At 67.8% G+C, this 13,857-nt stretch carries 12 protein-coding genes; 6 read left to right on the top strand and 6 right to left on the bottom strand.

The genetic code is table 11. The annotated features are described in order from the left end of the window. The first annotated feature begins 9 nt into the window (after window positions 1–9). From NM961_RS04660 to prpC, 5 genes are all read left to right on the top strand, one after another. Window positions 10–1,398, top strand: coding sequence for a DUF1501 domain-containing protein (locus NM961_RS04660; RefSeq protein ID WP_255911911.1), 1,389 nt, complete (start codon window positions 10–12; stop codon window positions 1,396–1,398). Window positions 1,399–1,862: 464 nt separating this feature from the next. Further along, a complete protein-coding gene (gene prpB, locus NM961_RS04655) occupies window positions 1,863–2,750 on the top strand; it encodes a methylisocitrate lyase (RefSeq protein WP_255911909.1) in 888 nt (295 codons plus the stop codon). Between the two features lies 1 nt (window position 2,751). Beyond that, window positions 2,752–3,318: a hypothetical protein gene (locus NM961_RS04650; RefSeq protein WP_255911906.1), complete on the top strand. Its 567-nt coding sequence runs from the start codon at window positions 2,752–2,754 to the stop codon at window positions 3,316–3,318. Then, window positions 3,315–3,881, top strand: coding sequence for a hypothetical protein (locus NM961_RS04645; protein WP_255911904.1), 567 nt, complete (start codon window positions 3,315–3,317; stop codon window positions 3,879–3,881). The genes NM961_RS04650 and NM961_RS04645 overlap by 4 nt, the downstream gene beginning before the upstream one ends. 167 nt (window positions 3,882–4,048) lie before the next feature. Further along, window positions 4,049–5,203 (top strand): bifunctional 2-methylcitrate synthase/citrate synthase, encoded by a 1,155-nt coding sequence (gene prpC, locus NM961_RS04640; protein WP_255911902.1) that lies wholly within the window; start codon window positions 4,049–4,051, stop codon window positions 5,201–5,203. A gap of 121 nt (window positions 5,204–5,324) precedes the next feature. Here prpC and NM961_RS04635 read toward each other — a convergent pair whose 3' ends face one another. From NM961_RS04635 to NM961_RS04625, 3 genes are all read right to left on the bottom strand, one after another. Next, window positions 5,325–5,906 carry a uracil-DNA glycosylase family protein gene (locus tag NM961_RS04635; protein WP_255911873.1) on the bottom strand — a complete coding sequence of 194 codons (582 nt, stop codon included), beginning with the start codon at window positions 5,904–5,906 and terminating at the stop codon, window positions 5,325–5,327. Window positions 5,907–5,986: 80 nt separating this feature from the next. Then, window positions 5,987–6,652 carry a proprotein convertase P-domain-containing protein gene (locus NM961_RS04630; RefSeq protein WP_255911871.1) on the bottom strand — a complete coding sequence of 222 codons (666 nt, stop codon included), beginning with the start codon at window positions 6,650–6,652 and terminating at the stop codon, window positions 5,987–5,989. Between the two features lie 498 nt (window positions 6,653–7,150). After that, window positions 7,151–8,155 (bottom strand): LLM class flavin-dependent oxidoreductase, encoded by a 1,005-nt coding sequence (locus NM961_RS04625; RefSeq protein WP_255911869.1) that lies wholly within the window; start codon window positions 8,153–8,155, stop codon window positions 7,151–7,153. A gap of 294 nt (window positions 8,156–8,449) precedes the next feature. On the opposite strand from NM961_RS04625, the gene NM961_RS04620 reads away from it, so the two are divergent. Next, complete coding sequence (locus tag NM961_RS04620) at window positions 8,450–10,102, top strand: ATP-binding cassette domain-containing protein (RefSeq protein ID WP_255911867.1); 1,653 nt, start codon at window positions 8,450–8,452, stop codon at window positions 10,100–10,102. Window positions 10,103–10,168: 66 nt separating this feature from the next. Here the strand turns inward: NM961_RS04620 and NM961_RS04615 are convergent, their stop codons facing one another. The 3 genes from NM961_RS04615 to NM961_RS04605 all read right to left on the bottom strand — a co-directional run bounded on the left by NM961_RS04615 (window position 10,169) and on the right by NM961_RS04605 (window position 13,702). Then, entirely contained in the window at window positions 10,169–10,657 is a 489-nt protein-coding gene (locus NM961_RS04615; protein WP_255911864.1) for a DUF3828 domain-containing protein, read from the bottom strand. Window positions 10,658–10,796: 139 nt separating this feature from the next. After that, on the bottom strand, window positions 10,797–12,818 hold the full coding sequence (locus tag NM961_RS04610) for an NADPH-dependent 2,4-dienoyl-CoA reductase (protein ID WP_255911862.1): 2,022 nt from the start codon (window positions 12,816–12,818) through the stop codon (window positions 10,797–10,799). 179 nt (window positions 12,819–12,997) lie between these two features. Further along, window positions 12,998–13,702 (bottom strand): TerC family protein, encoded by a 705-nt coding sequence (locus NM961_RS04605; protein ID WP_255911860.1) that lies wholly within the window; start codon window positions 13,700–13,702, stop codon window positions 12,998–13,000. Between the last annotated feature and the right edge of the window lie 155 nt (window positions 13,703–13,857).

The raw sequence follows: 13,857 nt of genomic DNA, 5'->3' as shown, positions 1-13,857 counted from the left end.
GACGCGCCCATGAGACACAGTCGCCGCGATTTCCTGCGTACCTGCCTGCACGGCGCCCTGGGCGGCGCCGGCGCATGTTCCGCGCTGGGCAGCCTGGGCCTGCTCAATGCCGCCGTGGCCGCCGGCCGGGGCAGCCTCTTTCCCGATTACAAGGCGCTGGTCTGCGTCTTCCTGCACGGCGGCAACGACAGCTTCAATACCGTGGTGCCGCGCGATGCCAGTCACCACGCCGTCTACGCCGCCTCGCGCGGCGCGCTGGCATTGCCGCAGAACGATCTCATCGCGCTGCAGCCTCTGGCCGACGGCCTGCCCGGCGATTCCGCCCAGTACGGCCTGCATCCGCAGATGCCGGAGCTGGCCGGGCTGTTCAACAACGGCCAGGCCGCCGTCGTGGCCAATGTCGGCACCCTGGTGCGCCCGACCACGCAGGCGCAGTACATCGCCGGCAGCGTGCCGCTGCCGCCGCAGCTGTTCTCGCACGAGGACCAGGCCATCATCTGGCAGACCTCGCGCCCCGACGACGGCAATGCCAGCGGCTGGGGCGGCCGCATCGCCGATCTCATGCACAGCGGCAATCCCAACCAGCAGCAGTCCATGCTGGTGTCGCTGGAAAGCCAGGCGCTTTTTCAGCGCGGCGACGTGGTCAATCAGTACGTGATGAGTTCCTACGGCGTGGAGGAGATCGGCTATCTCGACGCCTGGAACAACGACGCCGGCATCGCCGCGTTCAACGCGCTGCGCCAGCAGGGTACGCAGGCGCATGTGTTCGAACGCGCCTACGCCGGCGCGCTCAACAGCGCCATCGCCAACTACCAGGCCATAGGCGCGGCGCTGAACACGGCCGGCGACGTGGCCACGGTGTTCCCGGTCAGCCGCCTGGGCCGCCAGCTGCACATGGTGGCGCGGCTGATCAAGGCGCGGAATGTGCTGAACCTGCGCCGGCAGATCTTCTTCGTCAGCCTGGGCGGTTTCGATACGCACGGCAGCCAGCAGGCGGTGCATCCGGGCCTGCTGGGCGATCTTTCGCGCAGCCTCAAGGCCTTCCATGACGCGACGGTGGAGTTGAACCTGGGCAGCAATGTCACCGCCTTTACCGCCTCGGATTTCGGCCGCACCGTATCCATCAACGGCGACGGCACCGATCATGGCTGGGGCGGCCACCATTTCGTCGTCGGCGGCGCCGTGCGCGGCCAGCGCTTCTACGGCCGCATGCCCTCGCTGGCGCAGAGCGGCAACCCGGACGACGCGGGCTACGGGCAGCTGATTCCGACCCTGTCGGTAGACCAGTACGCCGCCACCCTGGCGCGCTGGTTCGGACTGGGCGAGGGCGGCATCGACGACATCCTGCCGAACCTGGGGAATTTCGCGAGTCGGGATCTGGGGTTTCTGACGCTGTAGGGGATAGGGGAGCCGGGGGCGGATGTAGGGGCGGGTGTCGATGCTGGGGCCGGCGTTGGTGCTGAGGCGGGTGTCGGTGCGGAGCGGGAAAGCCCTCTCCCCAAGCGAGCTTGGGGGAGAGGGCGCTTCCCGCTTTTTCTCTAAGAAATCCGGCAAATTTCACTAGCAAGAAACTCCGGATTCCGCCGCACACTCCCTGCGAACCCCGAACCCCGAACCCCGAACCCCGAACCCCGAACCCCGAACCCCGAACCCCGAACCCCGAACCCCGAACCCCGAACCCCGAACCCCGAACCCCGAACCCCGAATCCCGAACCCCGAATCCCGAATCCCGAATCCCGAATCCCGAATCCCGAATCCCGAATCCCGAATCCCGAATCCACCCCAATTTGACCCCTACCAACGCCCGGGCTGCCCAAATCGCCGAACTGGCTTAAAATCGCGCTCTTTGAGCGGAGCATCCGATGAGCCAGAACCTCAGTGCCGGCGCGCGTTTCCGCGCCGCAGTCGCCGCCGAACAGCCGCTGCAGGTCGTCGGCACCATCACCGCCTATGCCGCGCGCATGGCCGAGCGCACCGGCTTCAAGGCGATCTATCTCTCCGGCGGCGGCGTGGCTGCCAACTCCCTGGGCATGCCGGACCTGGGCATCAGCACCATGGAAGACGTGCTGACCGATATCCGCCGCATCACCGACGTCTGCTCGCTGCCGCTGCTGGTCGACGTGGACACGGGCTGGGGCGGCGCCTTCAACATCGCCCGCACCGTGCGCTCGCTGATCAAGGCCGGCGCCGGCGCCATGCATATCGAAGACCAGGTTGCGGCCAAGCGCTGCGGACATCGCCCGGGCAAGGCCATCGTGCCCAAGGACGAGATGGTCGACCGCATCAAGGCTGCGGTGGACGCGCGCCAGGAACCCGGCTTCGTCATCATGGCCCGCACCGACGCGATCGCGGTGGAAGGTCTGGAGAAGGCGATCGAACGTGCCCAGGCCTGCGTCGAGGCCGGCGCCGACATGATCTTCCCCGAGGCCATCTACACCCTGGAGCAGTACCGCCAGTTCCGCGATGCGGTGAAGGTGCCGATCCTGGCCAACATCACCGAATTCGGCCAGACCCCGCTGTTCACCACGACCGAACTGGGCGGCGCCGGCGTCGACATCGTGCTGTACTGCTGCGGCGCCTACCGCGCCATGAACCAGGCCGCGCTGAATTTCTACGAGACGGTGCGCCGCGACGGCACGCAGAAGGCGGCGGTGCCCAGCATGCAGACGCGCGAAGCGCTGTATGACTTCCTCGGCTACCACGCCTACGAGCGCAAGCTTGACGAACTGTTCGCCAAGTCCGGCGAGTGACATGAGCGAGGCGGCGCCCGGGGCGGATCATTCAGCGCGCCGCCGGCGCGACTGGAACGGCGTCTCCGCTGTGATCGCGGCGCTGATCGGCCTGCTGGCGCTGCTGGTGTCGGGTTATACCGCCTGGCTGCAGCACCAGCAGGTGCGCGCGCAGGTGTGGCCTTACATCGAAAGCGGCCTGTCCCAGTCGGGCCGCTACGTGCTGCTGGCGAATAAGGGCGTGGGCCCGGCGCGCATAGAGACCGTGCAGATGTTCGTCGACGGCAAGCCGCAGCCGGACTGGAACAGCATCCTCGCCGCGCTGGGACTGAAGTTCGATCCGCTGCCGCCCTATTCCACCGTCGGCGGCATCGTGATCCCTGCCGGCAGTCTGGTGCAGCAGCTGGCCATCCGCGACGAGGCGCAGTTCCGCCAGTTCGATCCGCTGTACCGGCGCATAGACGTTGCCGTGTGCTACTGCTCCACCCTCGGCGACTGCTGGCAGCTGGACGAGCGCGAGACGGACAGCCTCAAGCAGCGCCGCCAGGTGACCCAGTGCCCGCGCAGCGCCGAGGATTTCCGTCAATGACCCAGGAACCCGAAACCCTGCCGCCGCCGGAGCCGCCGCGCAAGCGCGACTGGGCCGCGTATTCCGCCGTGATCGCGACCCTGGTCGGCCTGCTCGCCCTGTGCGTGTCGGCGTATACGGCCATGCTGCAGCAGCAACAGGTGCGCGCCCAGGTCTGGCCGCGGCTGCAGCTGATGAGTTCCGGCAGCCTGCAGGAAGTGCTGGTGATGAACAAGGGCGTAGGCCCGGCGCTGATCCGCAGCGTGCGCGTCACCGTCGACGGTGCTGTGGTGCACGACTGGAAGGAACTGGAGAAGATCCTCGGCGTGACTCCGGCCGACTACGTCCAGTCCACCGTCAACGGCACCATCATCAGCGGCGGCGAACGCTACGTAATGGCGAGCTTCCCCGACAAACCCGTCTGGGACCGCGTACGTCCGATCCTCCAGCGCATGGACAGGCGCATGTGCTTCTGCTCCACGCTGGATGAATGCTGGTGGGTCGGCACCACGACCAGCGGCGCCAACGACTACCGGCCCGTGAACCACTGCGCACGCAATGAAGCCGAGGAATTCAATGATTGAAGATTCCCGAAATCGAGCCGCAAGCGGCTTCTGATTTTGGAGCCCCTTTGAGTCGAAGGGGGCGGCCAAAGGCCCGCGCAGCGGACCTCTGGCGGGGTTGTGGGATACGCAGCAGGACCTGGCTGCCTGGCTGCGAACGTTTTTCAGGATATTTCCCGAGGTGCACAATGAGCGAAGCGGCACAACAAGTTCTTCCCAAGGCCAAGAAGTCCGTGGCCCTGTCCGGCGTGGCCGCCGGCAACACAGCGGTCTGCACCGTGGGCCGCAGCGGCAACGATCTGCACTATCGCGGCTACGACATCGCCGATCTGGCGGAAAAGGCCACGTTTGAAGAAGTCGCCCATCTGCTGGTGCACGAGCACCTGCCCACCGCGGCGGAACTCAAGGCCTACCGCGCCAAGCTCAAGCGCCTGCGCGGCCTGCCGCAGCCGGTGAAGGCCGCGCTGGAACTGCTGCCGGCGGCGACCCATCCCATGGACGTGATGCGCACCGGCGCCTCGGTGCTGGGCACCGTGCTGCCGGAAAAGGAAGCCCATCCGATTTCCGAGGCGCGCGATATTGCCGACCGCCTGATGGCCTGCTTCGGTTCCATCCTGCTGTACTGGTACCACTACAGCCACAACGGCCGCCGCATCGACACCGAGACCGACGACGAGACCATCGCCGCGCATTTCCTGCACTTGCTGCACGGCAAGCCGGCCAGCGCCCTGCACCAGCGCGCGCTGGACCAGTCGCTGATTCTCTACGCCGAGCACGAATTCAACGCCTCGACCTTCACTGCCCGCGTCATCGCCGGCACCAACAGCGATTTCTATTCCGCCATCACCGGCGCGATCGGCGCGCTGCGCGGGCCCAAGCACGGCGGCGCGAACGAAGTGGCCATGGACATCATCGCGCGCTACCGCAGTGCGGACGAGGCCGAGGCCGACATCCGCGCGCGCATGGAGAAGAAGGAAATCATCATCGGCTTCGGCCATCCGGTCTATACCATCGCCGATCCGCGCAACCCCATCATCAAGAACATCAGCCGCGCCCTGTGCGAGGACGGCGGCAACCGCAACCTGTTCGAGGTGTCCGAGCGCATAGAGACGCTGATGTGGGACCTGAAGAAGATGTTCCCCAACCTCGACTGGTTCAGCGCCTCCAGCTACCACATGATGGGCGTGCCCACGCCGATGTTCACGCCGCTGTTCGTGATCGCGCGCACCTCGGGCTGGAGCGCACACATCATCGAGCAGCGCATCGACGGCAAGATCATCCGTCCCAGCGCCAACTACGTCGGACCGGACGACCGCGCCTACGTGCCCATCGAACAGCGCTGAGCGCGACTGCCCGGCGGGTGCAAGAACAAAGGGGCCGCGCGGCCCCTTTGTCGTTTCATCGGAGTGGAAGACAGCGCGCCGTGAACGTTGCCGGCGCGCTGTTCCAGGCGCGGATGCCGTTTCAGTTTTCCAGCAGCTCCGCCACGCGCGCCTGCAGCAGCGGCACCAGCTCGCTCTCGAACCAGGGATTGCGCTTGAACCAGAGCCGGTTGCGCGGACTGGGATGCGGCAGCGGCAGCTGCGTGGGCCACTGCGTGCGCCAGGCGGCGACCAGGGCAGTCAGCGACTGCGTATGACCGGGAAAGTGGTAAGCCTGCGCGTAGCGGCCTATCACCAGACGCAGCTGCACCTGTTTCAGCTGCGCCAGCAGCGCCGCGCGCCAGGCCGGCGCGCATTCGGGCCGCGGCGGCAGATCGCCGGACCTGCCGCTGCCCGGATAGCAGAAACCCATGGGCACGATGGCGATGCGGCGCGCGTCGTAGAACTGTTCGCGCGAGATGCCCAGCCAGCGGCGCAGCGTGTTGCCGCTGACATCGTCGAAGGGCAGGCCGCTGGCGTGCACCTTGCGTCCGGGCGCCTGCGCCGCGATCAGGATGCGTGCCGATGCCTGCGCCTGCAGCACGGGCCGTGGTCCCAGCGGCAGATGTTCCGCGCAGCGGGTACAGGCGCGGATCTCGCTGAGCAGGGCGGGCAGGGAAGACATGGGCTGATTCGGATGGCCGGGTAACGAAAAAAGCGCAGGCAGCGGCTGCCTGCGCCTTTTGCTCAAATGACGCTGTTGCTTCAATCCACCGAATAGCTTTGCAGCGTCACGGGCGTTGTGCCCAGGGTGAGGGTCCAGCCGTCCAGCGAGCCAGTGTCGGCGGAAGCCGAATCGCCAATGCACAGCTGCCAGTTGCCGACCTTGTTCTGGCCGGCCAGCGAACCGAGATTGCCGGCGGTGGCGGCGCCGGGCGAGGGCGCATAGGTACAGGGCGAGCCGGCGAAGGCGCAGATGGTGTCGCCGGTGGCGAGGTCGCTGGGAATCTTGCCCATCTGTTCGGACGGGTTGGGTGCCGCATCGTCGTACAGCAGCGGGTTGGCGATGGCGAGATTGGAGTTCTCGCCGAAGCCCACGGCGTCGTTGCCGTCGTCGGCGCTTTCGAGTACGCCCGGACGCGATACCAGGGTGACCACCGTGCCAGCCGGGCTGATCAGCTTGATGGTGAGGTCGCCGACGAAGCTGTGCACCATGGCGATGTTCACCGTCACGCTGGCGACCGTGTCGCCGCCGCCGCTGGGCACGGCGAGGGTATTGCAGAGCATGCTGCCCTGGGTGCCGTTGTAGCCGTTGTCGGGAACTGCCAGGGCCAGGCCCGGGCCGGCGACGAAGGTCTGGGCGGCGGCGATGCCGCTGAGGTTGATGAAAAGTAAAAAGCTGGCGAAAAGGATTTTTGTCGAATTGCGCACGGCGAGCGTCCCCCATTCCGGATGGCTGAATGATTGGTGTCGACTCCGCAACGCGGCAGCCGCAGGCTGTCGCAGTCAATCTCCAGTTGGCCGGTGCTTCGCAACTTCCGGACCGCGAGGCGGACCGGTTCCCCGTGCGAGCGCACAAGGGCTACCGTACGCAGGATTCAGCGGCGCGTCAAAGAAACGCCCTGGCGGCGCCGGATGACAGCGGACGGAAAGTTACCGGCGGCACGGCCGCGCGCGCCGCGCCGAGCGGCCGGCACGGTTGCGCCCGCTTCTGGATTTGTAGTGCAATCGCTTGATTCCCCGCTGTAATCGACGGCCGATGCGTTGTTTTGCCGGCACGTTCCGAGGCGGGTCTTGCCGTTGCGGCGGCCAAGACCGGAGCATGGAAGCCAGTCGTCGGGCGATGCCGTTGTCGGCCGCTGCGGTGCGTGGCATTGGCGGAATTTGCGTTGCACTGACCGCGTCGAGCGTGCGCGGCGGAGCTGGCTGCTAGCTCTCGCTGCCGCGCCGGCCGATACCGGCGGCTTGCGCGATCAACGCGAACGAGCGCAGCCGCAAGGCGGGATCGAACACGTCCGAGACGATCATCAGCTCGTCCGCACCGGTGCGCTGCAGCAGCGCCTGCATGCCGTCGCCCACCGTGTCCGGTGCGCCGACGATGCTGCAGGCGAGCATGTGCGAGGCCTGGGCCTTTTCCTGCGGCGTCCAGTAGCTGTCGATATCGGCGATGGGCGGCTGGGTCAGCCGGCGCGCGCCGCGGAACATGTCGGTGAAGGACATCTGCTGTGAGGTGGCGAGGAAGCGCGCCTCCGCATCGGTGGGCGCGGCGATGATGTTGACGCCGACCAGCACGTAGGGCCGTTCCAGCTGGGCCGAGGGCTTGAAGCGCTCGCGGTAGATGCGCAGCGCCGTGTCCAGCGCGTCCGGCGCGAAATGCGAGGCGAAGCCGTAGGGCAGACCCAGCTCCGCGGCGAGCTGGGCGCCGAACAGGCTTGATCCCAATATCCACAAGGGAACTTCGGTGCCCGAGCCCGGCACGGCCTCGATGCGCTGGCCGGGCTGCACCGGGCCGAGCCAGGCCTGCAGTTCCTGTACATCCTGCGGGAAGCGGTCGGCGCTGGCCGGATCGCGCCGCAGCGCGCGCAGGGTGAGCTGATCGGTGCCCGGCGCGCGGCCCAGGCCCAGGTCGATGCGGCCCGGAAACAGCGTGGCCAGGGTGCCGAACTGCTCGGCGATCACGTACGGCGCATGGTTGGGCAGCATGATGCCGCCGGCGCCGACCCGTATCGTGCGCGTGCCGGCGGCGACATGGGCGATCACCAGCGAGGTTGCCGCGGTGGTCACGGTCGGCATGTTGTGGTGCTCGGCCACCCAGAAGCGGCGATAGCCCCAGTCTTCGGCGTGGCGGGCGAGGTTGCGCGCTTCGTCGAGGGCGGCGCGGCGGTCGGATCCCTCGCGGACACGGCCGAGTTCGAGTATGGAAAGCTGGGTCATCGCTGCCTCGTCGCTGCTGCGGTTGCGGCCGCTGGCGCGCCGCGGGGAAGTCAGTGGTGCGCGGATGTGCGCGCCAGAGCCGCCACCTGTGGGCGCGCGGCGCGGAAACAATCCCGCCCAAAGTCGCAGCGCCGGCGCGTTGCCGCGCCGTGCACGGCCGGGCTACCATGGGCGTTCCTTCCCTGCTGCACGAGGTATTCGTCCAATGCGCCAGTGATGCCGCCGTCCGCGCGACGGCCTGATCGAGACCATCCCGCGTGGGTGGATCGTGTCCTGGCATCTGCTGGAGTCTGCATGACGAATCCTTCGTTGGCGCTGCAACGCGCCGCGTTCGTATTGCCCGACGGGCGTACGCTGTTTTCCGCTATCGACCTCGAACTCGACCAGCGCCGCACCGCGCTGATCGGGCGCAACGGCGTGGGCAAATCGGTGCTGGCACAACTGCTTTGCGGCCGGCTGGAGCCCACTGCCGGACGCTGCCGGCGCAATGGCCGCGTGCATTACCTGGCTCAGCAGATCGTCCCGCCGGCGGAAGCCACGGTGGCCCAGGTGGCCGGCGTGGCGCCGGTGCTCGCCGCGCTGGCGCGCATTGAGGCCGGCAGCACGGCGGCGGCGGATTTCGACCGCGTCGGCGAACACTGGGATATGCGCCAGCGCCTGGAGGCGGTGTTGCGCGAGCACGATCTGGGACACCTCGCCGCGGAGCAGCCGGCGCACAGCCTGAGCGGCGGCGAACTCACGCGCGTGGCGCTGGCCGGCGCCTGGCTGTCAGAAGCGGATTTCCTGGTGCTGGACGAACCCAGCAATCACCTGGATCGCGCCCAGCGCGAGCTGCTGCAGCGCCGGCTGCGGGAGTGGCCGCGCGGCCTGCTGCTGGTCAGCCACGACCGCGAGCTGCTGCGCACGATGCAGCGCATCGTGGAACTTTCCGCTGCGGGATTGCATGACTACGGCGGCGGCTACGATTTCCATGTCGCGCGCCGCGCCGGAGAACGCGGCCAGGCGGCGCAGGAACTGGCGCGGGCGCGGCTGGAACGGCGCCGCGGCGAGGCGGAGCTGCGCGAACAGCGCGAACGCCAGCAGCGCCGGCAGAGCCGCGGCCAGCGCGAAGGCCGCCAGGCCAATCAGGCGCCGATACTGCTGGGATTGCAGAAACAGCGCAGCGAGCAGAGTGCCGGCCGCCTGGACCAGCAGCAGACCGCGCGACGCGAAGCACTGGCAGCACAGGTGAGCGCGGCGGCGCAGCGCGTAGAGCCGGAGCAGGACATCGTCGTGTTCGCGCCGGCCGCGGCCGCGGCCGCGGCGCCGAGGCGCGCCGCGGTGCTGGATCAGGTGATACTGCCCTACGGCCTGGCCGCGGGCCGGCCGCTGGACCTGGTCATTGCCGGCGGCCAGCGCATAGGCCTGACCGGCGCCAACGGCAGCGGCAAATCCACCTTGCTCAAGGTGCTCTGTGCGGCGCTGGCGCCGCCGGGCGGACAGTGTGCGCTGCACGTACCGGTGGCCTATCTGGGCCAGCGCCTGGAACTGCTGGATGCGCAACAAGCGCTGTTGCCGCAACTGCTGGCGCTGCAGGCGCGGGCCAACGAAGCGGAGCTGCGCAGCCGTCTTGCCCTGCTCGGCCTGGACAGCGCCGCGGTCGCGTGCCCCGCCGGCCAGCTCAGCGGCGGCGAACGGCTCAAGGCGGCGCTGGCCTGCGCGCTGTACCGCGACCAGCCGGCGGGACTGCTGTTGCTGGACGAGCCCAGCAATCATCTGGATCTGTCATCGCTGCAGGCGCTGGAGCAGATGCTGCGCCAATACCACGGCGCGCTGGTGGTGGTTTCCCACGATGCGGCGTTTCTCGCGCAGCTGGGGCTGGATACGCGGCTGGAGATCGGCGCCGCGGGCTGGTGTGTGCGGCCGTGGTCGGATGAATCGGCTGCTGGCGAAGGGACGGCGTTGTAGCCGCCTGTGCGGCCGGCCGGCGGCATCTCGATTGGTGGGTATTGCGTGCGGGTTAAGGAAGGCGGCTCAGGGATTTTCGTAGGGCCAGCCGTTCAGCCCCTGCTTGAACGACGCCTTGCCGTGCAGGATATCGTCCAGCAGCCAGCAGCCCGTATCCGCCGGCCGCACCAGCTTGAGGCGGATGCGCATGGGCTTGGCCGTTTCTGCGGAATCTTCCCAGCCGAAGCGGAAACTCATCTCCACCGTGGCGGCCTGGCGGTTCTCGTTGACCAGCTTGAATTCGACCGGCGCGAGCACGTCGCCGTCCTGGGTGTCGGTCCAGGGATAGGCTTCGATCGCGCAGACTTCGCCGGGCTCCTGGCATTTCCAGTCGCGCTGCAACAGCTTGAGCAGCTGCGGCGAGAGATAGTGCGCCTTGCCTTCGCCGGAAACGTAGAACGAAGCCGCGTGCTCGTACACCCAGCGCGCTGTCGCCGCCGGATCCGGCGCGACGCATTCTGCCTGCGCCGCAGTGGCAACCAGGAAAAACAGCGTGGTGCCGAGGATTCGGTTCATGGTTGGTGCCGGGATGCGAGATTCGGAGCCGGGAGTAGGGGGACGGGATTCGGGATTCGACGTCCGGAGATTCGCGATTCCCGCCGCAGCTTCGACCCGCTTTTGCGAATCCCGAATCCCGATTCTCGAATCCCGCTCCTCACAACGTCGCCGCCAGCCGCGTGCCCTGCGCAATCGCGCGCTTGGCATCGAGTTCGGCCGCCACGCTGGCGCCGCCGATCACATGCGCCTTGATGCCGGCGGCGACCGCCGCGTCGAAATCGCTGCGGTTGGATTCCTGGCCGGCGCAGAGCACGACGGTATCCACCGGCAGCACTTCGCTCTTTTCGCCGATGCGGATATGCAGGCCGGCGTCGTCGATGCGTTCGTAGCTGACACCGGCAAGCATGTGCACTTGCTTGGCCTTGAGCGCCGCGCGGTGCACCCAGCCGGTGGTCTTGTTGAGTTTTTCGCCCGGTTTGCCCGGCGTGCGCTGCAGCAGCCAGACCTGGCGTTCGGCCGCCTCCGGTTCCGGCTTGGCCAGGGCGCCGCGCCGGGTGTAGTCCAGGTCCACGCCCCATTCGGCCGACCAGCGCGCGATATCGGTGCTGGGCGAGGGATGCGCCTGGGTCAGGAATTCGGCCATGTCGAAGCCTATGCCGCCGGCGCCGATCAGGGCGACGCGCCGGCCCACCGGCCGGTTGCGCGCGAGCACGTCGTAATAGCTGACCACCTTGCGGTGATCCAGCCCGGGTATGGCCGGCTTGCGCGGATGCACGCCGGTGGCGAATACGACCTCGTCGAAATTCTGCTGCGCCAGCAGCGCGGTTTCCACGCGCGTGTTCAGGCGCAGCTCCACGCCGGTTTCCTCGATGCGATGGCGGAAATAGCGCAGCGTCTCGAAGAATTCCTCCTTGCCCGGAATGCGCTTGGCCATGTTGAACTGGCCGCCGATCTCCGCCGCCTGATCGAACAGCACCACCTGGTGGCCGCGCTCGGCCAGGGTAGTGGCGCAGGCCAGTCCGGCCGGGCCGGCGCCGACCACGGCGATGCGCTTCTTCTGCGCGGCCGGGGTGATGGTCAGCTCGGTCTCGAAGCAGGCGCGCGGATTGACCATGCAGCTGGCGCGCTTGTTCTCGAACACGTGATCCAGACAGGCCTGGTTGCAGGCGATGCAGGTGTTGATCGCCTGCGGCCGGCCGGCACGGGCCTTGTTCACCCACTGCGGATCGGCCAGCAGCGGCCGCGCCATGGAGACCATGTCGGCCTCGCCGCGGGCCAGTATCGCCTCGGCCACGTCGGGCATATTGATGCGGTTGGTGGTAATCAGCGGGATCTTCACCTCGCTGCGCATCTTCTGCGTCACCCAGGTGAAGGCGCCGCGCGGCACGCTGGTGACGATGGTCGGCACGCGCGCCTCATGCCAGCCTATGCCGGTGTTGATCAGGGTGGCGCCGGCGGCCTCGATCTCGCGCGCGAGCGCGACCACTTCGTCCCAGCTCTGGCCCTGTTCGACCAGGTCCAGCATGGACACGCGGTAGATGATGATGAAGTCCGGCCCCACCGCCGCGCGCGTGCGGCGCACGATTTCCACCGGGAAGCGGCGGCGTTTCTCCGCCGTGCCGCCCCAGGCGTCGTCGCGGCGGTTGGTGCGTTCCACCAGGAACTGGTTGATCAGATAGCCCTCGGAGCCCATCACCTCGATGCCGTCGTAGCCGGCGTCCTGGGCCAGGCGCGCGCTGTTGACGAAATCGGCGATGGTGGCTTCGACCGCGCGGGCGGACAGCGCGGCCGGCGTGAACGGTGTGATCGGGGATTTGATCTTCGACGGCGCCACCGACAGCGGATGGTAGCCGTAGCGGCCCGCGTGCAGGATCTGCACGCAGATCTTGCCGCCTTCGGCCTGCACGGCCCGGGTCACCTTGCGGTGCCGCGCAACGTGCCAGGGCATGGAAAGGCGGCCGGAGAAGGGCTTGAGCCAGCCGCGGACGCTCGGGGAAATGCCGCCGGTGACGATGAGCCCCACGCCGCCGCGCGCGCGTTCGGCGAAATACGCGGCCAGCTTGGTGAAATCGCCGGCCTTGTCTTCCAGGCCGGTATGCATGGAGCCCATCAGCACGCGGTTGGACAGCGTGGTGAAACCCAGGTCCAGCGGAGCGAGTAGATGCGGGTAGTGGCTCATGCGCCGTCTGCCTTGCTTCAGGTCGGCGCACCTTGCATGGAATGGATGGAGAGGGCAACTCAATCCCGCCGGGCGGGGTGGAGTGGGATTCGCGCCGGTGCGCGGCCGGCGCTGAAACGCGACAGCCGGCGCGGGGCCGGCTGTCGTGGGACGCGGGTGTTGCGGGACTGGCGGGGCGGTCAGGCGCCGTTGCCGGCTTCCTGTTTGGCGCGGCGGGATCTCTCGCGCATCCAGCCGAAGGCCAGGCCGCCGCCGATGATGGCGGCATAGGCGGCGATCTCGATGGCCGTATTGCCGCCGATCCAGTTGGCGATGAATTTCTCGTGCAGGATCATCTTGCCCGCCGTCCACAGCAGGGCGCCGGCGCCGATGTAGATCACGATCGGATAGCGCTCGACCAGCTTGAGGATGAGGGTGCTGCCCCAGACCACGATGGGCACCGAGATCAGCAGGCCGATCACCACCAGCAGGAAATTGCCGTGGGCGGCGCCGGCGACGCCGAGCACGTTGTCCAGGCCCATCAGCGCATCGGCGATGATGATGGTGCGCATGGCGCCCCAGAATCCCTTGGTGCGCTTGAACTCGTGGCCTTCGGCCTCGTCGTGCTTGTCTTCGCTGAGCAGCTTCAGCGCGATAGGGATGAGCAGCAGGCCGCCGGCCAGCATCAGGCCGGGGAAATGCAGCAGCCAGACCACGACCAGGGTCATCAGGATGCGCACCACGATGGCGCCGGCGGTGCCCCAGAAGATCGCCTTTTTCTGCAGATCCTTGGGCAGGCTGCGCGCGGCCAGGGCGATCACGATGGCGTTGTCGCCGGCCAGCACCAGGTCGATGAGGACGATGGCGAGTAGCGCGGTGAAGAAGTCTGGCGACAGAAATTCCATGAAAACCCCGGGGTTGGCTGAATGTCAGGCTGGCAGACGGACACGACAGAACGTGCAGGCAAGGCTTCGCCGGGTCCGGCGAAGGTCTTGCTCACTGCGTTACCGGGAAACGGTGACATCAGCCGCGCGACCGGGGCGTAGCCCGTGATGACGAT

The sequence above is a fragment of the Tahibacter harae genome (assembly GCF_024437735.1).
Lineage (GTDB): Bacteria > Pseudomonadota > Gammaproteobacteria > Xanthomonadales > Rhodanobacteraceae > Tahibacter > Tahibacter harae.
Note: the sequence above shows the minus strand (reverse complement) of the source record. Positions and strands in the feature narration are given on the sequence as shown.

Coding starts and splice junctions, on each gene's coding strand:
- NM961_RS04660 (WP_255911911.1), top strand. CDS start 10: ATGAGACACAGTCGCCGCGATTTCCTGCGTACCTGCCTGCACGGCGCC.
- prpB (WP_255911909.1), top strand. CDS start 1,863: ATGAGCCAGAACCTCAGTGCCGGCGCGCGTTTCCGCGCCGCAGTCGCC.
- NM961_RS04650 (WP_255911906.1), top strand. CDS start 2,752: ATGAGCGAGGCGGCGCCCGGGGCGGATCATTCAGCGCGCCGCCGGCGC.
- NM961_RS04645 (WP_255911904.1), top strand. CDS start 3,315: ATGACCCAGGAACCCGAAACCCTGCCGCCGCCGGAGCCGCCGCGCAAG.
- prpC (WP_255911902.1), top strand. CDS start 4,049: ATGAGCGAAGCGGCACAACAAGTTCTTCCCAAGGCCAAGAAGTCCGTG.
- NM961_RS04635 (WP_255911873.1), bottom strand. CDS start 5,906: ATGTCTTCCCTGCCCGCCCTGCTCAGCGAGATCCGCGCCTGTACCCGC.
- NM961_RS04625 (WP_255911869.1), bottom strand. CDS start 8,155: ATGACCCAGCTTTCCATACTCGAACTCGGCCGTGTCCGCGAGGGATCC.
- NM961_RS04620 (WP_255911867.1), top strand. CDS start 8,450: ATGACGAATCCTTCGTTGGCGCTGCAACGCGCCGCGTTCGTATTGCCC.
- NM961_RS04615 (WP_255911864.1), bottom strand. CDS start 10,657: ATGAACCGAATCCTCGGCACCACGCTGTTTTTCCTGGTTGCCACTGCG.
- NM961_RS04610 (WP_255911862.1), bottom strand. CDS start 12,818: ATGAGCCACTACCCGCATCTACTCGCTCCGCTGGACCTGGGTTTCACC.
- NM961_RS04605 (WP_255911860.1), bottom strand. CDS start 13,702: ATGGAATTTCTGTCGCCAGACTTCTTCACCGCGCTACTCGCCATCGTC.